Source organism: Burkholderia sp. 28_3 (genome assembly GCF_003253915.1).
GTDB lineage: Bacteria > Pseudomonadota > Gammaproteobacteria > Burkholderiales > Burkholderiaceae > Burkholderia > Burkholderia cenocepacia.
The window spans coordinates 1-24,502 of record NZ_QKZF01000038.1 but is presented as its reverse complement, the minus strand read 5'-3'; the positions used below and the strand labels follow the sequence as shown (position 1 = coordinate 24,502).

At 63.0% G+C, this 24,502-nt stretch carries 21 protein-coding genes; 9 read left to right on the top strand and 12 right to left on the bottom strand.

All coding sequences use genetic code 11. The annotated features are described in order from the left end of the window. Positions 1-9: 9 nt before the first annotated feature. From DFS13_RS37365 to virB10, 8 genes are read right to left on the bottom strand one after another with little or no spacing between them, the layout of a single operon-like run. Positions 10-1,059 carry a relaxase/mobilization nuclease domain-containing protein gene (locus DFS13_RS37365; RefSeq protein ID WP_012431266.1) on the bottom strand — a complete coding sequence of 350 codons (1,050 nt, stop codon included), beginning with the start codon at positions 1,057-1,059 and terminating at the stop codon, positions 10-12. 1 nt (position 1,060) lies between these two features. Next, positions 1,061-1,582 carry a hypothetical protein gene (locus DFS13_RS37360; protein ID WP_012431265.1) on the bottom strand — a complete coding sequence of 174 codons (522 nt, stop codon included), beginning with the start codon at positions 1,580-1,582 and terminating at the stop codon, positions 1,061-1,063. A 10-nt stretch (positions 1,583-1,592) separates the two neighbouring features. Further along, positions 1,593-3,182, bottom strand: coding sequence for an LPD7 domain-containing protein (locus DFS13_RS37355; protein WP_012431264.1), 1,590 nt, complete (start codon positions 3,180-3,182; stop codon positions 1,593-1,595). Positions 3,183-3,227: 45 nt separating this feature from the next. After that, entirely contained in the window at positions 3,228-5,141 is a 1,914-nt protein-coding gene (locus DFS13_RS37350) for a PriCT-2 domain-containing protein (RefSeq protein ID WP_012431263.1), read from the bottom strand. After that, positions 5,138-6,922, bottom strand: coding sequence for a type IV secretory system conjugative DNA transfer family protein (locus DFS13_RS37345; RefSeq protein ID WP_012431262.1), 1,785 nt, complete (start codon positions 6,920-6,922; stop codon positions 5,138-5,140). Before DFS13_RS37345 ends, DFS13_RS37350 begins: the two co-directional genes overlap by 4 nt. Continuing rightward, a complete protein-coding gene (locus tag DFS13_RS37340; RefSeq protein WP_012431261.1) occupies positions 6,919-7,329 on the bottom strand; it encodes a hypothetical protein in 411 nt (136 codons plus the stop codon). The genes DFS13_RS37345 and DFS13_RS37340 overlap by 4 nt, the downstream gene beginning before the upstream one ends. Positions 7,330-7,343: 14 nt before the next feature. Continuing rightward, a complete protein-coding gene (virB11, locus tag DFS13_RS37335; RefSeq protein WP_012431260.1) occupies positions 7,344-8,471 on the bottom strand; it encodes a P-type DNA transfer ATPase VirB11 in 1,128 nt (375 codons plus the stop codon). Next, positions 8,468-9,670 (bottom strand): type IV secretion system protein VirB10, encoded by a 1,203-nt coding sequence (gene virB10, locus DFS13_RS37330; protein ID WP_021161992.1) that lies wholly within the window; start codon positions 9,668-9,670, stop codon positions 8,468-8,470. The genes virB11 and virB10 overlap by 4 nt, the downstream gene beginning before the upstream one ends. A gap of 208 nt (positions 9,671-9,878) precedes the next feature. On the opposite strand from virB10, the gene DFS13_RS37320 reads away from it, so the two are divergent. From DFS13_RS37320 to DFS13_RS37285, 8 genes are all read left to right on the top strand, one after another. Further along, positions 9,879-11,399 carry an acyl-CoA ligase (AMP-forming), exosortase A system-associated gene (locus DFS13_RS37320; protein WP_111442849.1) on the top strand — a complete coding sequence of 507 codons (1,521 nt, stop codon included), beginning with the start codon at positions 9,879-9,881 and terminating at the stop codon, positions 11,397-11,399. After that, on the top strand, positions 11,396-12,604 hold the full coding sequence (locus tag DFS13_RS37315) for a pyridoxal-dependent decarboxylase, exosortase A system-associated (RefSeq protein WP_012431226.1): 1,209 nt from the start codon (positions 11,396-11,398) through the stop codon (positions 12,602-12,604). The genes DFS13_RS37320 and DFS13_RS37315 overlap by 4 nt, the downstream gene beginning before the upstream one ends. A 25-nt stretch (positions 12,605-12,629) precedes the next feature. Continuing rightward, on the top strand, positions 12,630-13,718 hold the full coding sequence (locus DFS13_RS37310) for an acyl-CoA dehydrogenase family protein (protein WP_012431225.1): 1,089 nt from the start codon (positions 12,630-12,632) through the stop codon (positions 13,716-13,718). Between the two features lie 25 nt (positions 13,719-13,743). Further along, a complete protein-coding gene (locus tag DFS13_RS37305; RefSeq protein ID WP_012431224.1) occupies positions 13,744-14,352 on the top strand; it encodes a GNAT family N-acetyltransferase in 609 nt (202 codons plus the stop codon). After that, entirely contained in the window at positions 14,349-15,410 is a 1,062-nt protein-coding gene (locus DFS13_RS37300; RefSeq protein ID WP_012431223.1) for a 3-oxoacyl-ACP synthase, read from the top strand. The genes DFS13_RS37305 and DFS13_RS37300 overlap by 4 nt, the downstream gene beginning before the upstream one ends. Continuing rightward, positions 15,407-16,333: a 3-oxoacyl-[acyl-carrier-protein] synthase III C-terminal domain-containing protein gene (locus DFS13_RS37295; RefSeq protein ID WP_012431222.1), complete on the top strand. Its 927-nt coding sequence runs from the start codon at positions 15,407-15,409 to the stop codon at positions 16,331-16,333. The genes DFS13_RS37300 and DFS13_RS37295 overlap by 4 nt, the downstream gene beginning before the upstream one ends. Positions 16,334-16,651: 318 nt before the next feature. Beyond that, the gene (locus DFS13_RS37290) at positions 16,652-17,437 is read left to right on the top strand and encodes a LuxR family transcriptional regulator (RefSeq protein WP_111442848.1); all 786 of its coding nucleotides are present in this window, start codon (positions 16,652-16,654) and stop codon (positions 17,435-17,437) included. A 164-nt stretch (positions 17,438-17,601) separates the two neighbouring features. Then, entirely contained in the window at positions 17,602-18,315 is a 714-nt protein-coding gene (locus DFS13_RS37285; RefSeq protein ID WP_012431220.1) for an acyl-homoserine-lactone synthase, read from the top strand. A 24-nt stretch (positions 18,316-18,339) separates the two neighbouring features. Here DFS13_RS37285 and DFS13_RS37280 read toward each other — a convergent pair whose 3' ends face one another. Continuing rightward, the gene (locus DFS13_RS37280; protein ID WP_012431219.1) at positions 18,340-18,906 is read right to left on the bottom strand and encodes a hypothetical protein; all 567 of its coding nucleotides are present in this window, start codon (positions 18,904-18,906) and stop codon (positions 18,340-18,342) included. 1,360 nt (positions 18,907-20,266) lie between these two features. On the opposite strand from DFS13_RS37280, the gene DFS13_RS37270 reads away from it, so the two are divergent. Next, entirely contained in the window at positions 20,267-20,707 is a 441-nt protein-coding gene (locus DFS13_RS37270) for a DUF488 family protein (protein WP_012431218.1), read from the top strand. Between the two features lie 916 nt (positions 20,708-21,623). Here the strand turns inward: DFS13_RS37270 and DFS13_RS37265 are convergent. From DFS13_RS37265 to cydB, 3 genes are all read right to left on the bottom strand, one after another. Further along, on the bottom strand, positions 21,624-22,226 hold the full coding sequence (locus DFS13_RS37265) for a BON domain-containing protein (protein WP_012431217.1): 603 nt from the start codon (positions 22,224-22,226) through the stop codon (positions 21,624-21,626). A gap of 47 nt (positions 22,227-22,273) precedes the next feature. Then, the gene (locus DFS13_RS37260; RefSeq protein WP_012431216.1) at positions 22,274-23,185 is read right to left on the bottom strand and encodes a bestrophin family protein; all 912 of its coding nucleotides are present in this window, start codon (positions 23,183-23,185) and stop codon (positions 22,274-22,276) included. A 236-nt stretch (positions 23,186-23,421) separates the two neighbouring features. Beyond that, the gene (gene cydB, locus DFS13_RS37255; protein ID WP_258400029.1) at positions 23,422-24,408 is read right to left on the bottom strand and encodes a cytochrome d ubiquinol oxidase subunit II; all 987 of its coding nucleotides are present in this window, start codon (positions 24,406-24,408) and stop codon (positions 23,422-23,424) included. Positions 24,409-24,502: the final 94 nt, after the last annotated feature.

Below are 24,502 nucleotides of genomic sequence, written 5' to 3'. Positions count from 1 at the left end.
CTCCTTTGCTCAGCGTTCCACCCCGGCCTGCGGATCGTCCGGAAACAGATCATGCTGTCCCTGACGGCGACGTGCGTGACTTTCCTCCTGTGCATGAACCGGTTTGCGGCGCCGTTGCTGTTCCTCGCGCTCGTTGCGCTCCATCGATGGCCTTTCTTGCTGCACCGGCATCGTCTGCACGAAGTCCCTGATCACTGTCGCCAGGCTTCGATCGTCCGCACTTTGCGAGCCCGCCATCGCATGCGCCACGCCCCGCCACGCTTCGAGTGCGCCAGCGTGCGCCTCCCGCAAGGCGCGGCGCGCGGCGCCGTCGAGTTCCGGCCGCCAGTAACGGGGTACTTCATCGCGCGCAGCCATATGTACGACGGCCTGTTTCGGATAGCGCTGCGTCTCACCGCGTGCCAGTCGCGTAGTCGCATTGGCCTCGACGCCATGCTCACGCAACTGGTACGCAAACCGTTCGCGCCAGCGCTGCAGATCCTGTTTGCGCGGATTGAGACGCCGGCCGTCCGGTCCACGTATCTGAACCGCCAGATGCACGTGCGGATGCGCTTCGTCGTCGTGTGCGGCAAAGATATACCGCCGGCCGTCGCCGAATTCTTCCGCCGCAAAGGCGCGTGCCGCGTTGCGTACCGCCTGGCGGTCCGTGCCGGGTGGCATCGACAACAATACATTGAACACCTCGCGCCTGCGGCTCTCTTCCGGAATTCCCCAGCCCCCGAGTCGCCACGCATCCGTGAGATCGTGAAGCGCCTCACGTCCGAGTACGGCCATGCCGTCCTGATCCTCGAGCTCGACCTTGCCGTTGCGGGAGATGTAGCGCAGATGGCGCCGCACGGCACTCATACCCTGGGCACCCGATGCCCTGTTCGTGATCTTGACCATCACCTCCGGGGAGCGTCTGAGCGTGCGCGCAAGCTGGTCACGGACCCGCCGCGCGTGCCGGCCGGGTTCTCCCCGAGACATGCGCGGCGCGCGAACATGGTGAAGGGGATCATGAAAGAGCCGGTCTCCCCAGTTCAGCAGCATCTGATCGACCCAGGTTTTCGGGAACGCCATGCTAGCGGCTCCAGCGATCGAGGTTGGCACGCAGCACCTGCGTGACCGCGCGCAGGTGCGCATCGATCACGGCGCGCGTTCCTTGCAGCACGCGCGCCGCGTCGCTCACGTCCCCGCGCGCCTGCAACCGGCCCAGCAGCGTGACGATCGTGGCCAGGTATTGGTTCGAGTCGGCGAGCAGGCGCATCTCACGCTCGCCCAGTTGGGGCTCGTGCACAAGCCGGGCACGGACCACGGCGACGATCCAGCGATTGACGGCCAGTCCGCCTGCGAGGGCGTGTCGCCTCGCGGCATCGAGTTCTGCGTGCGTGAGGCGAATCTCGATGCGTTCACGAGGCCCGTCGACGGAAAGCCAGCCCACAGCGGGTCCCGGCAGGTCGTCGGACAGCTCGTGCTCAGCGAGCACGCCGTGCACCAGTTGCCGGATACCTTCAGCCGGCGAAACACCGTCGCGGGCGCACCGCGCCTCCCAGTGTGATTTCACCGGCCCGAGATCTACACACAACCGTGCGCGCGTCTTCATGGGAGAGCAACTACAGACCTGGCGGCGCAGGCTCGGACGGTGTGCGCTCCATCTCGCGAGCCGTGGCGCGCTCCTGGGTTGCGCGCGGCCGGCGGCTGCGTGCGGAAGGCGCCTCCGGATCAAACACGCGCGGCCGCGGGACCTCGACGCCCTCGGCCTCGAATGCGTCCAGCAGCCGTTGCGCCCGTTGCTGCACCCGTGAAATGGATCGTTCACTGAAGCCCTGCTGCCGCATCGCCGTGGTCAGTACCGCCAGTTGCACCGCTCGCTCCTCCGGCGACGCTGTCGAACGGTCGTGTCTGTCTGCGGCCGCGGCATGACGGGAAGGCATCGGTTTGTCGGTTTCAGCCTTGCTTTCGGGCGTATCGGGCATATCAGGCACGTCGACCTGCGACTGCGTCCGCACCCGACCGGTGACATCCACCTGCCACGTGTTGCGGTAGACCTCCTTCTCTTCCTCGCCAATCACCTTACCCGTCGCATCCAGCACGGGGACGTTCACGGTAACCCAGCGCCTGCCGAGATTTTCCAGTGTCACCCGTTCTCCCGTGATGGCGCCCGCCTCCGAAATGGCCCGTTCCAGATCCACGCCCCAGACGACATGGTCCGCACCAGCCGCATCGCGATAAACGACGTAGTACGAGTCGCTGCGTGCGGGGTTGTGCTGGTAGGGTGCCCCACCGTGCTCGACGAGCTCACCCACGTAGCGCTGCCGTTCCTGACCCTCGGGTTCGGCTTCGCGCGACGCGGCATCACGCGACGACGCAGTCTGCGGCAGCTCGCCCGGCGCAGGGGGGATCTTTGCCCCTGCCGCAGGTTGGGGGTTGGCGTCAGGTTTCAGCGGCTGTTTCACAGGCTGCCCGTTCGGGCTGGCAGACACACCTGGCTTGACCTCCTGCGTTTTCGTGGAACCCGCAGGTACCTGCGTCGCGGCCGACGTTTCTGTCACGTCGATCCGGTTGGTCATGCGTTCGCGACGCCCTTCTGCCAGACGCGCAAAGTCAACGGCCTTCGGCTCATATCCGCTCACTTCAATGCCGAGCAGCGTGGCCTGGACCCAGACCTCGCGCCGGAACTGCTCATGACCCGCCACGCGGATACGCCCCCATGCCTTCGCACGGACCATGTCCACCATCGACTCGACCACGTCAGGACGGTTGTGCTCGGTGACCAGATAAGGGCCGATATCCTCGAACGCGAGCTGATGCGGCGCGTCCTTCAGGAAATACTGGTTACCCGCCCGCAGGTAACGCTTCCTCACCGTCTCCGGCGGATTGCCAAGCGGCACCCACTGCACGGAAGGTGCGTCGCCGCTGCCACGTGGTGCCCTTGGCTGCGTTGCCCACTGCGGTGCCGGATGCTGTGCGGCATCCTGCGACGGAGCATCCGCCTGGATGGCCCGATCGCGCAGCCGCGAGCGCGCCGCATCGAACTCACGGCGTCGGCGTGCGGCCAGTGCATCGGCTGCCATCTGATCGAAGCGCTCCGCGCCCCCGGCGCCGCCCTGCGGATCCGGCAGTGGGGGCGGGTCCGGCTCGATCACGTTGATGACCGGTTCGTCCGCAGGCGGCCCGGAAGAAATTGCGGTGTCATCCATCATGGATCTCCCTCTGGTCACTGCCCTGGCAGGCAGCGCGTCGATCGCTCAGCGTTGCGGCCCCGGTCCCTGCTCCTGTTCGCGGCCTGCACGCTCCTTCGACTGCGCGAGCGCCGCCGCCCGTGCTTCCCGCACCCGGGTCCACGATATCGTCTGCAGCTGGTCCAGTGTCGCGTCGAGCTCGCTGCCGAAACCCACCTCGCGGGCAGACTTCTTCAGCGAGGCGACCGTGCGCTCGAGCAGGTCGCGGGCGCGGTCCCATGGATACACTTTCGCCCGTGCGCCGTCATACCCGACCTGCACCTCCGCGCCGTTGAGCCGCTGGTTCTCATCCATCCACCGCAGGCGGTCCGAGACGAACTCCATGTTCGACTTCGCATGGAACACGACGCTGCGCGTGGACACCTCCTGGATCAGGTAGTGCTCGGTGTTGAACACCTCGCCGCGGTACGGTCCGCCATTCTCGCGGGGCGTCGCCATGCGGATCTGCGCGCCGAACCGGTGCTGCGCGAGTGCCTTGATCTCACCGGGGACTTCGTCGAATCCGTACAGTGGCTCACCTACCCGGCGGCGCGCCGGCGGTTCCGCATCGCGCGCTGACATACGAGCAGGTTTCGGTGCATCGGTTTCCCGCTGTTCCGGAACCGGCTCCGGCGATTGCGATTGCGACTGGGGCTGTTCAGTTGCCGGTTCCGGTGCGGTGCTGTCCTGCGGTGCCGGTTCCGGCGCGTCCTGATGGCCAGCCCGACGGCGCGAAGTACGGCGCCGCCCCGAAGCCTCTCCATCGCCCACGAGTTTCTCTTTCACATTGCCCATTGCATGGTCCTCCTTCAGTACACCCTCTGCTCCCTGTGCAACCGCGACTGGTCCGTCCACTTCCGCACCTGTTGCATCCCGCACCCGCACGCCGTAAAGCGATTCCCGTAAAAGATCACCGACCGCGCCGGTTCCGGACAGTACGGCCATGTCGTCGAAATCGGTCGGTATCGCACCGGCAATGCGGGCGTCCGATGCAAAACGGGGCTCAGCCAGCAGTGACGACGTGCCGAGCGCGGCCTGCTTCGCATGCTCATATCCGGCGCCGAGATCGGCGAGCACGAGCACCTCCGCTTCCGGATAGCGGCCGCGCCACATGGCAGCCACCGGCCGCAGGTTGCCGCTCGACAGGGCGGCCACGCTGAACCAGCCCGTCGCCTGCCACGCCGCCAGTGCCGTGGCGACGCCCTCGGCAATCAGGACCGGCGTCACGGCGCCCTCACGGAACTGGCCCGGTTCGACGACCCAGCAGCCGCCGGACTTCGCGCCGCCCGCGAGCGCTGACTTGCGCCCGTCGGCGTCGATCAGTTCCAGCGTCGAAAGGGCGTCACCGATGCGGACCGGCACAACCAGTACACGCCCCGTGAGCGGCTCTTCGGCACTACGCGGCGCGTAGCCGAGCAGCGCGTGCAGTTCTTCGGCCTCCAGCTCGCGCAGCGCCGGCACGGGCCTCACCTGCTTGCGTTCGAGATACGGATGGTCTGGACCCACGGGCCGGGCCCACTTCCAGATCGCGAGTGCTTCCCGGGCGACAGCCTCCTGTCGCGCGCGCACGCGGGCCTCGAGCTGCGCGCCCTGTCGGGCCTGTTCCTCCGACGGGCGGATCGGCTGCATCCGCGACCTGTCCGCGGGATCCATCGCCGCACGCGAAGCCCGGACGTCGAAGCCGTGCTGCTGCGCCAGCCAGAAGAGCGAGGCGAGCGTCTTGCCGCCCGACTCACCGGCTGAACGCCACGTCACGCGCGCGGCACGCTCGCTGTAGTTGTGGGCGGTCCGGCTCCACTCGTCCCAGATGTCGAAGCCGGCCTCGCCGAACCCCTGTTTGAGCGCGAAGGCCATATCGACCCAGGTCGCGTAGTCCCCGGACGGGATCATGGCCAGCGCCGCACGGGCGCGTTCTTCTTCGCTCAGGTAGCGGGTGTTCATCGGCGGTCTCCATGAAGCGGCACGACGTTCGAACCCTCAGCGGTGCGCGACGGGGTGCGCCCCTGGCGTTTCCGCGAGGCGCCTGTACCGCGCGCGGCATGCGCTTTGGGGACGCCATCCGCGGGGCGCAGTTCCGCGACATCGAGATCGGATGGCGACAGTCGGCGTGCCGCTACCGCGACCCCTTTGGCCGGTACGCCCAACAGGATGAAATGCCGCTCGACGTACGCGGCTGCCTCTTCATCGCTGATGTCGTTCAGATGCCGCGGCAGCTCGCGCGGATCCCATGTCTGCAGCACTTCCAGATATTCCGGGGATACGTGCAGGACGCCGGCTTCATCCATGTCATCGGGTTGCAGATCCCTTAACCGCCGCTCGACCTGGGCGGTGAAGCGCACGAGGTCCATCGCGGGAATTGCCGGGGCGGCCGCAAGGCGTGACGTGAAAACCGGATCACGCCAGTAGCAGATGCGTTCCGCCAGGATGGGTTTGGTGTTTTCGAGCAGGATGATTTCCTTCTCGCGCCCGAGCTCTTTCAGCTCCTGCGGCAACAGCAGCGGCCGGCGCTGTTCCGAAAAACTCTCGCTCGACCCACCGCGTCCGCCGAAGATCGCGTTCGACCGGCTCACGCTACGCGAGCGGTCCGTAAAGGTGCCGAGCATCTCCGAGTATTCGTTCGCGTCCTTCTGCTCGCGCGGTGCATAGATGATCTGCATCGCGTGATTCGTGACGAACGTTCTCGCGTCCGCCCGGCCATACACCGACTCGAGCTGCGAGACCGACTGCACGATCGAGAGCAGCCGCAGGTTATAGCCCGCCATGTAGGCGACCGCGCGGGCAATGATGTGGATCTTGCCGACCGAGGTGAACTCGTCCATCAGCAGCAGGCACTGAATCTTCAGCGCCGGGTTGTCCTGCGGCAGTTCCTTGGTGTTCAGATTGACCAGCTGTGAGAACAGGAGGTTGACGAGAAGTGCCGCCTCGGTCAGGTGGTCCGGTGTGATGCCGACATAGACCGACATGCGGCGCCTGCGCACGTCACGCAGGTCGAAGTCATTGGCGCTTGTGGCCGCATCGACAATCGGATTGGCGAAGATCGTGAGCGGTGCATTGAAGGTCGCGAGGATGCTCGCGAGCACCTTGTCGTCGTTCGCGAGGAAGCGGTTCAGCGCGTCGATGCACGCACCGCTGAGCCGCCGCCGGTTCTGCAGCAATGCCTGCTGGAGATACGCCTTGACTGGCATGCCGTTGCCCGACGACTGGCGCAGCACCTCGCCCATCGTCACCGGACAGTCGGGCGCATCGGTATTGCCCGCGCGGCGCGCATCGCGCCATTCGCACAGCAGCAGCACGATGCCGAGGAAAAGGTTGCGCGCCTGGTCTTTCCAGAAGTCGTCGTGACCACCGACCGGGTACAGCGCGTAGCCGATCGCGAGAATGTCACCGACGCGGAAAACGCCACCCGATATGGCCGACAGCGGGTTGTACCGGTGCGTACGGCCATCCTCCGCAAACGGGTTGAACAGGTACACGTCGTGCCCGTGCGCCCGACGGAAGCCCGCGGTGAGGTGGAAATTCTCCTGCTTGATGTCGAGCACCACCACCGAATCGGGGTAGCTCAGCAGGTTGGGCACCACGATACCCACGCCCTTGCCTGAGCGCGCAGGCGCTGCGAGCAGCACGAACTGCTGGCCGGCAAACCGCAGATAGCGGCCGTGCCACACGCCCACGACCAGCGGCGGCCCGCTGTCGTAGACGCCGGGGTTCGCCATCGTGCTCATAGCAGGCCTGCCCGGCGGACATCCGCCTCGTTGGCGAACCTCGCGCTGCCATAGAGACGCCGGCGCCCGGACTGTTCCAGAAGCGTGTATACGCCGAGTGCGGGGGCACCAAATGCCAGCACCACGCCGAACAACGCGGCACCGGCAAGGCGTCTTCCCTGCTTCGGCAGATGTCCATCATGCCAGGCCAGCGCCGCATCCGGCCACGCATGAAACCCGGCATGAAGCGGGTTGACGTGCTGGCTCGCGACGAAGAAAAACGAAGCCAGCCACAGCGCGAGCGCCAGTCCGGCTGCCGCGCCAGCCACGATCGCAAGCGTCACCAGGGCGACCACTGCGTGGTAACGGATTCCTCTGTTCCCATCGCTGGTGGACCGTACCGTTCCGGTTGTCTTTCCGATGTCCATGGTGCGTGCCCCTTTCAGCGGAAGTCCGCCTGATGGCGGCGCAGCGGATCGAACCAGACTTCCGTCATGGACCAGCGCCGGCCGGTCTGGACACCGGTCTCGTCGAAGAGCGCAACTGCCTCCATATGCGCCACCACGTCGATCGTCATGAAGAGGAGCCGCCGCAGTGCTGCGTCGTCCCACGTAGCGGCTTCGGGATGCTCCTTCGCCATCAGCGCGAACCGCTCGATGGCCACCGATGCGCTCGACGCGTGATAGCTGGTGATCGAACCCGAGTGTCCCGTGGTCAGCAGCTTCAGGAAGTCATAGGCTTCGGCACCGCGCAGTTCGGCAAGCAGCACACGGTCGGGACGCATGCGCATCGTGCATGCGATCAGGTCAGCCGGGGTCACATCCGCCTGGCCATGTCCGCCCTTGCTGTACAACAGGTGCACACTGTTTTCGATATGCCGGATAAACAGCTCCCGAACGTCCTCGATCGTGATGATTCGTTCGGACGACGGGATGGAGCGGCACAGGGTTCGCATGAAACTGGTTTTGCCCGAACCCGTATTGCCGACGACCACAATATTCAGACGGGCCTTCACCGCCAGGTCGAAGAACGTGCTCCAATCCCGCGCCTCCAGGTAGTGAAGGAGCCTGTTAACCGCAGGCCGCAGCGCCGGGCGCGACGTGTCGAGCTCATCCTGGCGACGCCATACGGCTTCCCCAAAGAGGCCTTCGCTGCGGTACGCATCAAGGGTTTTCTCGCGCGCGGACGGGCGCCGGATCGTAATCGAGACCGTGCGCGGTGGTACGACGGGTGGCACCACAATCTGGATACGCGCGTCACCCGGCAGAAGTGCGGACAGGATGGGATGCCGGGCCGACACCTCCTGGTTCGTGAGCGTGGCGACCGCGACCGCAAACGACATCAGGCGCTCGAAGTCGAGGTCCGCACAGTCGTGTGGCTGCCAGCCGAGATGGGTTTCGGTCAGCACCCGCTGCGGCCGGTTGATCACCAGCTCCGTGACCGAGGAGTCATCGAGCAGGCCGGCGAACGGCCGCATCAGCTCCCGCACGGACGCATCGTCGGCCAGCCTCGGCAGCAACGTATCAGCGCCCGTGGCCGCTTCATCGTGGATGTGGGCCTGCGCGTTCATCGCGTGCCCTCCGGCTGAAGCGCATACACCGGGCTGAAATCCAGGTCCCGTGCGACGACGATCGTGAACTCGGCCCCCTGGTTCTGCGTCAGGGTGGGCGGAATGTTGATCGTGCTGTCGAGCACACGCGAGGCCATGTCGTTGCCCTGCTGCTGCGTGTTCTCGTAGACGGTCGAGCTGTTGCCGTTGCCGCCCCGCGTCGCAAGGTAGCCGATCGCGTCCTGCGTCAGCCCGAGCAGCAGCGCCGCACCGATCCGTGCCCCCCAGTGGTTATCCACGTATCCGTCGATCCCCATGCGGCCGAGCGCATCGGCTGCTGGTGAATCGATCTCGACCGTCACCCCTTCCGGCGTCCGGATCCGTGCCGACAGGATGAACACCCGCTTCTGTCCGGGTGCCAGGTTCGAGCGATACTCGCTGTTGATCTGCGAGCCGCGCTCGATCAGCACGACACGACCATCGTCCGAGTAGACGTTCTTCGTCACCGTACAGGTCGAAATACCCGCCTGGGTCGAATCGAATGCCGTATCGCCGGCGCAGTCGATCTTGGCGCCTTCTGCAAGAATCAGGCTGCGGTTGCCGAGAAAGCCCGCACGCACCTTCGGCGTGACGGTCGGCGTCAGCGCCTGGGCAAGCGGGCCGCTGCCCTGCGACGACTGGCCTCCGGACACCATCGCCACGTTTGTCTGCGTACCGGACGCGTCAGCGGGTGCGGATGCCACCGTATCGGCCTCGCCGTTGGCCGAACCACTTGAGCCGGTCGAGAGCAGCGGCGCGTCGTAGTAGCTGCGCGCCGGTGCAGTGTGTGCGGAAGTCGGGCGTGCTGACGCTACAACCGGTGCCGATGCGGTCGCACTTGTGGCCACCGGACCGCTTGCTGTACCCGCCGACGCCGGGGCGGCGCCGTCGCCGAACACGCGCCCCTGGGCTACCTGGTCCTGTACGGTATCGCGCTTCGCCTTCTCCGCCGCATCGTGCCGGGCAAGGAAGCCGTGGATCGTCCAGACCGCTCCACCGATCACGAAGGCCACAATCAACAGTGGTGCAAGCCACCAGACACGGGGCCGGCCGCCCGCCTGTCCCAGCTCCGGCATGCCGCGATCCGTCGGCGGACTCGCAAGGTCACCGTTTATGGTATCAGTGACCTTTGCGGGGTCGGTATCGGGCGCAATCGCATTGCGCGGCGTCTGCTCATTCATGGCCATCGCTCCGCAGGACACGCTTCACACCGCTCACGGTCGTGCCATCGGCAGGTGGCACGCCGTCCACATCGAACGCGTCGTTCCACAGACCCACCACCTCTTTTCCCAGACGCAGTACGAAACGCCGGGCTACTTCGTGCACGACGATCACGTCGTCTTCCATGTGCCTGTCGACAACACTTTCGCTGTCGTCGTCGGCCAGCTGATGCAGCACAGCCATGCGTTCGGGCAGGCCCTCTCATCCCTCGGCGTGGCTCCGGGCGAACGCGTCGCCGTCCTCCTCGACAAGCGAATTGAGACCGTTGTGTCGATGCTCGGCGCGAGTGCCGCAGCATGCGTTTTCGTTCCGGTGAATCCACTCCTGAAACCGGGCCAGGTGGCCCACGTGCTTCGGGACAGCGGCGCCCGGTGCCTCGTCACCTCCGCATTGCGCGCCCGTTCCCTGACCGCGGAGGGCGTTGCGCCTGTGGTCGACGTGATCATCGTGGATGAACCGGACCCGGGGCCTTCTGTGCTGTCGGGCTCGGTGAGGCTCCACCGCTGGCGAGACCTGTGCATCACCCGGCCCGACGACGCGTCCATCCCGTCTGCGGGTGCCGCCTGTATCGATACTGACCTTGCGGCCCTTCTCTATACCTCCGGCTCGACCGGTTTGCCCAAGGGCGTGATGCTCAGCCACCGGAACCTGCTTGAAGGCGCCTGGAGCGTCGCTGAGTACCTGCGGCACGGTCCGTCGGACCGCATTCTCGCCGTCCTGCCACTCAGCTTCGATGCGGGCCTTAGCCAGCTGACCTCGGCCTGGTCGGCAGGCGCGACAGCGGTGCTGCTGAACTATCTCACGGCGCACGACGCCGTCCTTGCGTGCGTGCGGGAGCGCATCACAGCGATCACGGGTGTGCCGCCCCTGTGGATGCAGCTTACAGCAGCAAACTGGCCCGACGCGGCGCGCAACAATCTGCGCTATTTCGCGAATACCGGGGGACGCCTTCCGCTACCCGTCCTGCAGAAGCTGAGGGCGCTGTTTCCGCGCGCCACCCCCTTCCTCATGTACGGGCTGACGGAGGCGTTCCGCTCCACGTTCCTCGACCCGGCCGAGGTTGACCATCGGCCGGATTCGATTGGCAAGGCCGTGCCCAATGCGCGCGTCCTGGTGGTCCGTGAAGACGGTACGACGTGCGCTCCCGACGAACCGGGCGAACTGGTCCATGTGGGCGCGTGCGTCACGCTCGGCTACTGGAACGACGCAGCGCGCACCGCACAGCGCTACCGCCCTTCGCCTGAGGCGAAACCTGGCGGCACGCCGCGTGACATCGCGGTGTGGTCCGGGGACCTTGTGCGATACGACAGTGAAGGCTTTCTCTATTTCATCGCTCGCAACGACGCCCAGATCAAGAGTTCCGGCTACCGGATCAGTCCTGAGGAGATCGAGGAAACGGTACATGCAAGTGGCCTCGTCGTGGAAGCCGTAGCGCTCGGTGTGCCGGATGACGAGCTCGGCGAAGCCGTGGCGCTATTTGTCGTCCTCGCCGGTGATGCGGATGTCGATGGGCTGCGCGACTGGTGCATGCAGCGTCTTCCACGCTACATGGTTCCCCGGCATATCGTGAGTTATCGGGATATGCCGCGCAATCCCAACGGGAAATTCGACAGGGCAGCGCTCCGCAGCGGGGTTGCGTCGTGCGGGGCCGCCTCGCTGACGGGTCGTTCAGGGGAGCGGACATCATGAGCCTGACTTTCCTCCAGCGCCCACCCGGGCTGCAGTTCAATGGTATCGACGTGCGCCAGCTGGCCGACCGTGCCGGCCAGACACCCTTTTTCGCGTACGACCGCTCGGCGATCGACACCCGTGTGCGGGAATTGCGCAGCCTGCTGCCCTCCGCCATGCAGCTGCACTACTCGATCAAGGCGAACCCGATGCCCGCCGTGATCCACTACCTGGCCCAACGGGTCGACGGGTTCGATGTTGCCTCCGCGCAGGAGATGGCGCTGGCACTCGATGCCGGTGCCACTCCCGACTCAATCGGCTTTGCCGGGCCAGGCAAGTCTCACGACGACCTGCGCCGCGCGGTCGCCAGCGGCGTCAACGTTCACGTCGAGTCGGATACCCAGTTGCGCCTTGTTACCGCGCTCGGATGGGAGCTTGGCGTGCAGCCGAACGTGGTGATCCGCATCAATCCCGATTTTCAGGTCGGCCACAGCGGCATGCGCATGGGCGGCAGTGCGGCTCCGTTCGGCGTGGATGTCGACCAGATTCCGGCATTGCTGCACGAACTCGAAACGCGGGAAGTCGCGCTCGCCGGTTTCCACGTCTTCTGGGGTTCGCAGTGCCTGCATGCCTCAACCATCATCGAGGCCCAGCGCCAGAGCGTGGATCTCATCCTTCGGCTCGCCAGTGATCTGCCTCGACCACTACGGTTCGTGAACCTGGGTGGCGGCTTTGGCATCCCCTACTTTCCGGGCGAAACACCACTCGACACGAAGGTGGTCTGCGAAGCGATGCACGACTGGCTGCCCAGGCTTTGCGAACGTCTGCCCGGAACCACGCCCATTCTGGAACTCGGGCGTTATCTCGTAGGAGAGGCCGGCATCTATGTGTGCCGTGTCATTGACCGGAAAGTCTCGCGCGGCAGAACATTCGTCATCACGGACGGCGGACTGCATCATCATCTGGCGGCTTCCGGCAACTTCGGCCAGGTCCTGCGCCGCAACTTTCCGGTCGTGATCGGCAACCGGCCAGACGGCATATCACGCGAGCGGTGTTACGTGGTCGGGTGCCTCTGCACGCCGCTCGACCGCCTCGCGGACGACGTTGAACTTCCCGAAGCGCACATCGGGGATTTCGTGGTGGTGAAGCAGTCGGGTGCCTATGGCCATTCGGCAAGTCCGGTGCATTTCCTCAGCCACCCGGAACCCGTCGAAATGCTCGTGTGACACTGCCCTATCCCGGAGAAACGTCATGCCATTCCGTGAATCCGTTGTTGCAGATCCCGTACCTGTGTCGTGGGCGCTCGACGGTGACCAGCAGGGGCTCGTTGCGGCCGCAAGGGACTTCGCACGCGAGCGCCTCGAGCCGCTACTGGGAGGCGCACCCGACTCCACGCGGTGGACCGAAACGGTCCAGCTCGCCGCCACGCTCGACCTCGCGACCATGATCCTGCCGGAACAGATGGGCGGCATGGGCATCACCCGGCACGACCTTGCACTGGTCGTTGAACAGTTCGCGGCGGGCCCGCTCGAGCGGGCCGCCGAACTGACACTCAGCAGCGCCGCACTGATGACGCTGCGCGAGTACGATGCACTCGATCGGCTGCCCGACCAGCCTATCCAGCACTACCTTGACGGCACGACATCGATTGCGCCTGGCATACCCGACGTCGACGCTTCAGGTTTCTGGGTGTTGCGCCAGCAGGCATCCTCGCACGCAATGATGGTCCGGCTGGAGGGCGGATATCCGCAGCTCGTGCTCGCCAAGCTACCTGCCCGGCGGGTCGAACCATACTCCGCCGTCGTTGCCCTGCCGGGCGCACTCTCGATCGGACGATACACCACAGCACCACCATGCGCAGGCGATATGCAGTGTCTGGTGGTGCCCGATGACGGGAGGACCGACGGCAATTCGGTACGGCGGTGGCTTGTCGACGCAGCCATCTACTTCGCTGCGCTGCTTTCTGGCGCGGTCCAGCAGGGCGTGAACTTCGCCCTGGCCTACAGCGCTTCCCGCCAGACGTTCCGCAGGCCGATCGCTGCGCATCAGCTCGTCGCCGCGCGGCTCGCCGACATGCTCATCTCGGCTCATACCACCCGCCTATTTCTCCGGTCCGTCGCAGCACAGGAGACGCAGGTGCAGATCAGGTCCGTACGGTCGATGGCCCACCACGTTGCGACTGAGGCACTGGACGTTGCAAGGGAACTCGTGCAGCTTTGCGGCGGCCATGGCTACGTGCAGGGACTGCCGCCGTCGGCTCGCTTCCAGACGGTGCACTGGTTTGCGATGCTGCTCATGAAGGTCGAGGCCGCGCTGCGCGCGTTCACCGTAATCGGGTGAAACGTACACCGGCAGGAGGTTCGATGTGAGGGACGACGCAAAGGCACAGGCATCCATCCGGCAGACGGAAGGATCCCTCCAGACGTCCGTAGGAACGGCCTCATGCTGGCTGCGTGAGCCCGATGGCAATGACGTCAATGACATCGCGACCTGGCTCGCCGATCCGGGCATCAACCAGTGGTTCGACTTCGGGCAGGGTCGCCAGACGCTTCCCGTTCTCGCTGTGCAGCTCATGATGCAAGGCGGCCGGCATCGTCTCCGCGTCTTCGGCGCCACGGGCAACCCCCTCGCCAGTGGACTGGTTGCCGTCAGCGATCTCACACACGCCTTTGGCACGGGCTCATTCTGGGTACTGCGCGACAGTCGGCGGCCCGCGTGCAGGAACATGACGCTTCTCGCCTCCACGGCGATCCTTCGCGAGGCGTTTGAAATCGGGCGGCTGCATTGCATCACGGCATGGGCCGTGGACTGCAATGTACGTTCGCGACGCCTGCTCGAACGGATCGGATTCCGCATGATCGGGATGCAGCGCGATTGCCATGTCATGCAGGGATCGCGATGCGGGCGAGTCCTCTACGATCTGCTGCCGGGCGATCTGCCCAACGGCTTCCATTCAGCTGCGGGCGGCCCATGAGCCCGGCCGTCATCACCGCCGTGACGGCCTGGGTGCCTGATACCATGACGCTGTCCCGATGGACGGCAATGGAGCCGGCACTTCGCGCGACCGGTCATTCTGGCTGGGATGCCTGGGTGAAGTCGTGGCATCCCGACTACGGGCACTGGATCGAGGCGTCGCCACATGGGGAAACCGGTGGTTCGCTGCCTGTGCCTCCCGGTCTTCTGCCGCTCGACCTGGCGTGCGAGATACCGGTCGAAACCAGGACAGATCTGTCAGGACTCGCCGCAAAAGTGGCAAACGGGATCTGCTCGGTGCGGCCGCATCGCGTGCGACCCATCGATGTCGTGATGTTCTGCCATAGCATACCGGACGAGCACGTTTCCACGACGGTTGCCGGGCGGCTGTGTGCCGAAGTGGGACCGCCGTGCTTTGCTTTTTCGGTCTCGCAGCAGCATGGCGCGTCACCCTTCACAGCGTTAAGGCTTGCTTCCGACCTGCTCGACGCTGAACCGGACGTGCACACGATACTGATCGTTGCAGCGGAGAAATGGTATCCGCCGTTTTCCAGAATCTGCGGACCTGGCATCGTGCACGGGGACGCTGCCGGTGCACTGCTCGTTGAAAGAGCCGACCGGAGAACAGACGGCCTGTACCTGCTCGATGCAGCAGTCCGGCACGTTCCCCAGGAGGTCGGACGATGTACCGAAGTCGTCCCGGAGGCCTGGACATTCTCGTTGCTGTCGATAATCGACTTTCTCCTCGCGCGACACGCCCTTCGTTGCGATGAAATTGACGAGATTGTCGGACAGCCAGGCATGACGTCGCTCGCGGCTGCAGTCAGTGAGCATTTCGGCCAACCAAACGCGAGAGCGCAGCATGAGGTCGGTATTCATCTCGGCGCAGCCGATTCCATCGTACGACTGGCACAGACACTTAACCGCACGGCGTCTCTGCGAGCGCGCCGCACGCTGCTCTGGGGTTACGGGATAGGTGGTTTCGTCGGCTCGGCGCTGCTGGGCGCGAACGGCGTGCCCTCCTTCTGTCAGCATGACGAGGTCCGCCCCGCCTCATGATTCCCGATCTCGGCATAGCGCACGTCGCTTTTTATCTCCCCCCGTGCATCGACAATATCCGGGACTGGGGGCAACGTACCCGGCAGACGATCGCCACCGTGCGGAAACTTGAGCAGGCCGGAATGTATAAGTACCGCAGTGCGAACGGACAAACCGCAATTGGCCTGGCGGCCAGCGCGGTTCAGCGCCTTCTCGTTGCGTCCGCTATTGCGCCGCGTGAGGTCGACTGCCTCGTCTATGTTCACACACTACAGGGCAGCATCGCGCCGCCGCCACAGTCGTTGCCGGGCCTGCTGTGTGACCGGTTCGGCTTCAGCAACGCTGAAGCCTTTTCGTTCGCGCAGCAGCATTGTGCGTCGGGCCTTGGCGCACTGCGCGTGATCAGGGCAATGTTCGTCGCCCGCCCCCATATGAAACGGGTGCTGCTTGTCGGCGCCGACGTCATGCCGCTGGCATCAGAAAGATTAATGATCGCCGAAGGGATTCTGGGGGATGGTGCGTTTGCCGCCTTCATCGAGCGCGACGCTCCCATCAACCGCCTGGTGGCGATCACAATGCATGCCACCGGCGCAGGCTGGCGAGGAGTGCTGGAACAAGACGAATCGCGCCTGGCAGCACAACACTTCTTCACGGCGCGCAGACTGATCACACACACCGCCCGGCAGGCACATATCGCACTGGACGATATCCGTCGTATCCTGCCGCATCACCTTGACCTGCCTGCGTGGCACCGGTTGCTGGATTCGCTGCGGATTCCCAGGGACCGGCTGTTCTCGGAGAACTTTTCGCGCATCGGGCACGTCACCGTCAGCGATGCATTCATCAATCTTGCCCAGTGTCACGACCTGGCGCCAGGGCAGCCATTCCTGCTGTTTGCAAGGGGTATCGGTGGATTTTCGGCAGTTGCACTGCTGGTCCGCTAGGGTCCCGCCACGGCACGCCTCCCGCTTCAGACACCCGTGAGCAAGGCAAACTGAATTCCCTTGGGATCTTTGTACCGCGAACCTCCAACTCGCAATCTGCATACTATAATGATTGTTAAATGCAGTCAGCTGGGCGGCCGTAAGGCGTTGAGCTGACGATTGGGGACGCCGCTGAGGCGGCGGTCACGTGTGGACCTCTGACTGGCTCCCCACCCCCGGTGACGCGCGTCGTATGAGCCACGCGGCTGTGGCACAGAGTCTTGCATCTGCGAGGCACACGCGACCCGGATTCTGTGGAGCAGCGCCGGGGTGACGAAGATGAAACATGTCTCTCGACGCCGTTCAAACGAACTCCAGCGCAGGGCATCTGAAGCGGATCATCTACTGGCTGATACGCCTGCACTCGTGATGCGTCTTGCATCCGCTTCGGACATTCCTTCGCTTGTCGATTCATTCGGCAGCGCGGCCACGACGCTTGGCTTTCCCCATTACGTCATCAGCCGCGTCATGCGCAGCCGCTCAAGCAACCCACGCCGCACGGCGATAGAAATGATCGGTGCCCACTACCCGCGGGAATGGGTACAGTATTACGAGGGGCGGGATTATGCGGCCACCGATCCCGTGCATCGGGCTGCGTTCATCCAGTCCACGCCTTACCGGTGGCACGATATCGCCGGCCTGAGCAAAGCCGAACGTCGTCTGCTCGACGAAGCAAAAGAGGCAGGGCTGCCCGGCGGCCTTAGCATCCCGGTCCATCAGGCCGATGGCAGTGTCGTGCTGTTCAATCTGTCCGGCCCCCTTCATTCCGTGAACGATGCCATCAAGTCACGGATCGCCTGCCTCATCAGCACACAGTTTCATTGCGAACTGCATCGGCTCTCCCCGATATCACGATGCAGGGCCTCGCGCCTGCTGACGCCATGTCAGATCGTATGCCTGACCTGGGTCGCCCGCGGCAAGACCTCGGCCGAAATCGCCAAAATTCTCGGGCGATCTCACTATACCGTTGACTACCACATCGGAAAGGCAATGCAGGCGCTCAACATGTGCAGCAGGACGGCCGCCGCCGTCTACGCGAGCGTCCAGGGCATCATCAAACCCTGAACCTGCTTTTCCGACAGATCCCTCACATCCGCTATACACCGCCGTGCAGGCAAGGTGCGTCAGCGCACGCTTGCGTGCTGACCGACACCCTCCTAAAGCTCCGAGTTTCCGCGCCGCAGGTGCGCTGATAGCGTCGTGTCAAACGCTGACACCCGGAGGAGCCCATGTCTTTCATTGTCGCCGGCAGGCTTGATGAGCTGCCACCGGATATCCATCGCCGTCTCGGAGTCTTCCGCCACAAGGTCTTCGTCGAGCGCCTGCACTGGGAAATACCCGGCGTCCACCAGGATGCCACAAGCGAGTGGGATGAGTTCGACGGAGCCAATACTGTCCATCTGGTCGCGCTGTCAGGAGGCGGCGAGGTATGTGGATGCGCCCGACTTATGCCGACCACTGGGCCCTATCTGCTCCGCAACGTCTTTCCGGAACTTGCAGGTCCATGCCCCCTGCCGTCATCCCCTTCGGTATGGGAGATGTCGCGATTCGCCGGTTCAGGGCTACCGGATCGCCGGACGGGCTCGACGTCGGGCATGTCCCTGTTCCCGTATGCCATGGCGCTCGCCCTCTCGTTCGGCGCAACACGCGTGATCGGCGTGGTCTCACGGCCTGTTGCCCGCCTGTACCGACGTTTCGGGCTGGAACTGCACGATATGAACGTTCATGCATCCGCCCATTCCGACATCGTTGCGTGCTCAATCGACCTGGGGCTTCCCACTTTCCAGAGACTCCAGTGCGATCCGCTTATATTGCTGGCCTCCGTCACCCGCTTCGGAGAGCTATCCCTTCCCGAACCTTGCGAACATTCGGGGCATGCGTGCGATGAGATGTCCGGCGCAGTCTGTCGCGGAGGGGCGACGCGCAAGCAGGCAACCGTTTAGACAGCTTGACACTGGAGCGTAGCGTCAGCGCATACGGGCTGGCCGACAATGATGCCGGTTGTCGGCCTCCTTCACCCAGTCCGGCCTGATCGCCGATGCATATGCCTGACCGCTGCGCGACGCCTCGCCATTCTGTTGTGAACTCAAGCCGAGGCACTCATCGATCGCGTGTGCCACCGTCGCAGACTTCGGAGGACGATCGCGATCGCAGTCACCCCAGAAGGTACACATCGCATCGAACAGAATGGACAGGATCGATGTCATATAGGGCAGCTTCACGACGACGCCCTCACCCGGTTGATCGCTCGCTGGCGTGCCCCAGTGTTCCTCGAATCCGTCGTTGGGCGCCATGATCCGGAGGGAATCGAGTTCTCGCTGCAGGCGATCTTCAAACGAATAGTGAACGGTCGCCGAGTGCGCGAGCGCCCTGCGTAACTCGCAGAGCTGCCGGTCCTTCAGCTCAACACATCGGGTCAGCCGACGGACTTCGGCTTCGGCCCGCCGCAACCGCCGATCAGGGACTGCGTTTGCAGATGGTATCGGCGGGACGCTGTCCATTTCCGTGGCGGTCCATGCATTGAGTTCTTTCATGATGTTCCCTGCCTCAAATGCGGATACTTGTATTGTTCCGGCAGCGCCCGTTTCTCGCTGTCCCCTGCAAACGGAGTGGCACGCGCAGTTTCCGCCAGCGATCAATCGTGTGCGTTGATCGCTGTGGAGTTATGGGGCTTCGCCCACGTATCGTTTTTCGGTTTTCTCAGACGAAATATCAACTGCGAAAAATGGCAGGGTGCGCCATAGCTGGTACAGCATGCACTTGCGCCAGCGCGGCAATGCATGCGCGCCCTACGTCGACAGCGCTGGCCGCGTCAAGCGGCAAGCACGGCGAACCTGCTATCGCAAGATCGTGGTGGTTAGCACGCTGTCATCGCGCAGAACACCTCTCGAACGCTCGCAGGCCGGAATGGCCGCAACTTCGTTTCCTGACAGGCCCCCTCATGAGAGCAGACCGCACTCATGTGCGGCGCAACGCGTGGTCCAGTGCCATGCTGCACTTTTCGATCGGATCGCCAGCGCATTTGCCCAATCCGAACCGCCGGCTCGTCCCCGGCCGCACAGACAAGGGTACAATCCGTACACAAAGTTATTTGCGTCCCCGCCATGGAGTATCACGTTACCTACGAGTACAGTTTGTGCAATGCACCCGACGATTACATCGGTACGGTGCCATCCCAACTCGTCCAGGAAGTACCAAGCAACATCCCGCCTGTCCTGTTGCCAGAATTCATCAAAAGCCGGATCCTTGAGCGCTCGCCCCAGATAGGGAATATTCGTCGCCTCCAGATCCTGCGCCCTGCGTCGACTGTCTCCCCATTGGAATAAAGGCATTGCCAAATGCCGGGAGCGTGCGCATAACCTCGGGGCTCTGCCCTATATGCTCACCCTCACCACGACAGCCAAGCCGGAGGCGTCGTCGAAGTATGGGCGTCGGCGCCATTCGTATTCGTCATCGCTCTCCTGAACATCATCAGGCCAGGTGTTTCGACGAAGCTGAAACCATTCGTCGGGAGCCGAAGCAACCTCCGCACCCTCAAAACACTGGTACCTCACGAGGCAAGTTAATCGCGATGTACAAGGATCGGGCAGCCTGTCTCCTGACGGAACGCGTTCGCCATTTTGCCCGCAGGCGGTGCCAACGGCGCACGGTGGTGGAAATTAGCAAGCATGGGTGGCGCAGCACACGACGAGCGCAAACGCGAACCCAGCAGCGTCGCTGACGCCAGACCCGAATCACGGGAACGGCAGTGGACTATCGCGGCGAGCGTCGGCAACGCCGCCCCGGGCATACAGATTCCGGATTTGATATCGTGACGAACGGGCGGTCGGTGTCATCTCATCCTTAACCTGACCCGACCATAGTCACAGCTCGTCTGCGAAAGGAAGGGCGGATATGGACGTAGCGACAATCGGATTTACCAGAAAGTCTGCGGAGACGTTCTTTGGTCTGCTGCGTAAGGCTGAAGTTCGGACACTGCTGGATGTGCGCCTGAATAACGTCTCACAACTCGCCGGGTTTGCGAAGAAGCCCGACCTCAAATACTTTCTGTCGGAACTGCTCGGCGCCAGGTTTATCGAACTCCGTGACCTGGCACCCGAGAAGGAGATGCTCAAGCGATATCAGAAAAAGGAACTCAGCTGGGAAAGCTACGCTGCGGAATACCTTGAGTTATTGGCAACACGTCGAGTCGAGACCAAACTCGATATAGCCCTGTTCGATAAGGGATGCCTCCTGTGCAGCGAAGACAAGCCGCATCACTGCCACCGCCGGCTCGCGGTTGAATATCTGAATTCCCAATGGGATAACAGGTTAAAGGTAACGCACCTGTTTTAACAGGACCTCTGACGGCTGGAGCCTTCCAGATGCCGTTGGAGTTAACGTCGCACGCAGCCTTGAGCCGGACGATAGTCTGGGCAGAAAAGGCAACAGCCAGTACATTGAGATACCGAAGGTACAGATTTTTTGGGGGCTATCCCGCCGGGCAGCGATGCCCGGAAAATACGATCGAGCACATTGCGCAGGCTGACGAGCCCCACAATTCCCACGGCGAAACCGCGATAGCCACCTTCTGTGCCCGCGTCAATTCGATGACAACGTGCACGCCTATAAGACCCACACCGAACGCGTCTCGCAACTTGCGACTTGCCATCGAAATGACGGCGATCCCTGCAGTCACCTTCAGGCATAGCAACCCCGTATCAGCAGAATTGCGGCCTTTCTTGTCGCGTCCAAGTACACGTCCTGGTGCTTGACCATCCAGTTACGCTGCGCCTGCTCAGGCTGCTCTCCTCCGATGGCTTTTCAGCCACCCGGTGAAATGCGAAATCCAGTGCCGACGACCGCCGCGACAAAGTCCATGACACCATCGCGATCAGCGCGAGCGTCAACGTGACGCCGGGATGCTGCAGTACGCATGGCGTCCCATGACCCAGATTGCAAGCGGTGCCCCGATAACCGCGCCGCGTCGATATCTCGTGACCGCAAATCCTGTAGCCATATTGCGCCAGTCAGAGCACCACTTGATCAGTGTCGATTCAGCCGGGATATAACCGACCCCTGCGCTATCCTGATACCGTTCGCGTGTATGGGACCTTGCACCCGATGGGTGCGGGCGTTTGCAATAACCTCATGCTCGAGGCCAGGAAGCCCGATAGTGGTCCACTCCAGCAGGAGTGCACCACTATCAGGTTGTAACCAATTGCCCTGTTTCACCGACAGAGGAATAGATCGGGGCTGCCCGATCTTCGCCTTATCGGCCGCCTTCAACGACCGAAAGATAGTTCTTCACCGAGGTAACGCCCGGTACCTGGCCTGCGATCGTGGCCGCGTTTTCAATGTCTTCCTGACGGGCGACTTCACCGGCTAGACCAACTTCTCCGTGCTTGGCAATCACCCGAACGTCGACGGTATCGATTTTCCCTTTCACGAGGGCATCGCGCACCTGACGCTCCAGCAAGTGATTTGCTTTTCTTTCTGCGGCCCGGGTGGCGTGCGTGCTCGAAGCCGGAGTTTGCGCAAAGGACATCAAAGGTTGAACGGAAAACGTAAGCACTACAGACAATGTGGCGGCTGCCACCAAACGACCAGCGATCGGCTTCATGCCAAACTCCGTGGGGTTGAATTTCGTGGTCCCGTATCCGGGAGAGACTTCGCCGGCGAACGACTGTAGCTGAAATGCACGGACCGGCGTGCGAGAGATAATACTTGCCGACGAAGTGCAGGTGCAAGCGGGAAACGTGAAGGTCGCCTGGCTCGCTTCACGTTCCACGGCAAGGTGTTCTGGCATGCCGCAACGCCTGAAAGAGTCTGTGAAGCGGTGCAGCGCTTCATTGAATGCGACGGATTCGATCATATGATCATGCCTGAAAAGGTTGCTCCAACCTCCGCATAGGCGTTCGTTCACGTAAGCTGATAAGGACGAACAGGTACAACCGGTTTGGGCATGGGACATCTGCATAGCTCGAGTACGGAGCGTTCAATATTCCGCGACATCGCATCGAGCGCAAGCGCGTTGGGGGCAACGCTGAACGGATCGGCAACTTCGCTCGCGATCGCCTCAAGTGCGATCAACGTATAGGAAATGAAGACACAGAGCAACGGAGTAAAGAACTCCGTGGAATCCACGAGTCCGAACGGCAGCAATACGCAATAGGAATAGACCGTCCGATGTAGCAAGACGTTATACGCAAAAGGAATGGGCGTGGAGGCGATGCGCTCGCATCCGCCCAACGCCTTGCCAAGTTCGTCGAGCTGCGCATCGAACATCCACAGCTTCGCATCGGACGTGTTGATGCGGCGATTCGGAACCGTGAGTTCACGCCGTATCTTGTTGAGAATGAACATCGGCTTGTAGACCACCCCGCTCAACTCCTCAGCCTGTTCGCGACCAAGGAGACGCTGAATATCCGCCGTGGAATCGGTGGCACGCAGTTCGTGCTTGAGGGTATACACAAAGGCAATGACTTGCTTTGCGATACGCAAGGTATCCGCATGTTCGGGAACATAGCAGAGTATCTGCGAAGTGAGCGATCGCGACGCGATCAGCAGATTGCCCCAGAGGTGCCGCGCTTCGTTGAAGCGCTCATAACTGGCATTGTTTCGGAATGCAAGGAAGATAGCCAGTGCGACACCGAACAGCGTAAAAGGCGCGGTATTAAGGGGAATCTTTTCCCCGAACACGCGGCCGTGCGTAAACACGGCAAGCGTGCTCACAACCGCCATGAAACACAGTTGTGGAATGATCGATGAGAGGACCGATCCGTTCCAGACGAACAGCAAACGGAACCAGTTTTCTCGGGGTCGAACGATCATGATCGTACTTTTTCTTGTGAGATAAAGTGGGCTGCCAGCGCCAGCGCCAGCGCCAGCTTCGATTCGTGTGCGTAGCTCGACTGGGCACAAATTCGAATCGGTTGTGCGACGTGAATGACGAGGATATTGCGACAGTTCCTGTCACGGCGCGAGGCGTGCATGATCAATCCAAACGCTCGCGCTGGCGCGAGCGGGAGTCTCGCCGATCTTGCAGGCGCCAGGAAGTCACACGCGCTTCAGTGATAGCCATGATCCCCTTCGCGAACCTTGCCACGGAACACACGATATTGCATGGCGTTGTAGACGAGTATGACCGGTAGCACGATGATCGTGCCCACGAGGGCAAAGGACTGACTTGAGTGGCTCGACGAAGCGTCCCAGATTGTGAGTGACGGCGGAATGATGTAAGGCCAGATGCTGATGATAAGGCCCGTATAGCCGAGAAAGCAGATCGCCAGGGAGAGCAGGAAGGGTGTCGCTTCATGGCGCCGAGTGAGCGAGCGATAGATGCCCAGCACGCAGAGCACGACCAGAACCGGCACCGGCAGGAACCAACCGAGATTGCCGCTAAAAAACCAGCGGTGCCTCACGGCAGGCAGGCCCAGCACGGTCCAGAGACTGACGATTGTGATCGCGAGAAACAGCACGGCAATGAGCGGGCGCATTACCTCGCGCATCCTGCGCTGCAATTCACCGTCCGTCTTCAGGATCAGCCAGCCGCAACCGAGCGTCGCATAGGTGAGCAGCACGCCGAAGCCGCAGAACACGCTGAATGGCGAGAACCAGTCGAACGGGTCGCCCGCGAACTTGTCATCGACGATCTTGATACCCTGCAGGAGCGATCCGAGCGTGATTCCCTGGCACATTGCCGCGAGCGCCGAGCCCCCGATAAAGGCGAGATCCCACGCGTGCTGCGTGCGCGTGGCCTTGGCGCGCAACTCGAAGGCGGCGCCGCGGAAAATCAGGCCCACCACCATGAGGATCAGCGGCATGTAGTTGGCAGGCAACAGCGTCGAATACACCACGGGAAACGCGCCATAAAGAGCGGCACCCCCAAGCACGAGAAACGTTTCATTGCCGTCCCACACCGGTGCGACGGTATTCAGCATTACCTCGCGTTCACCCTTGCCCTCGAAAAAGGGGAATAGCAACCCGACACCGAGGTCGAAACCGTCGAGCATCACATAAATGAATACACCGAGTCCGATGATGGCAGCCCAGATTGCGTATTCCGGCGAACGTGATCACGCATTTCGGCGGATCGTGATCATGGATTCCGAATGATCGTGATCACCCGTTTCGGTTGATCGTGATCGC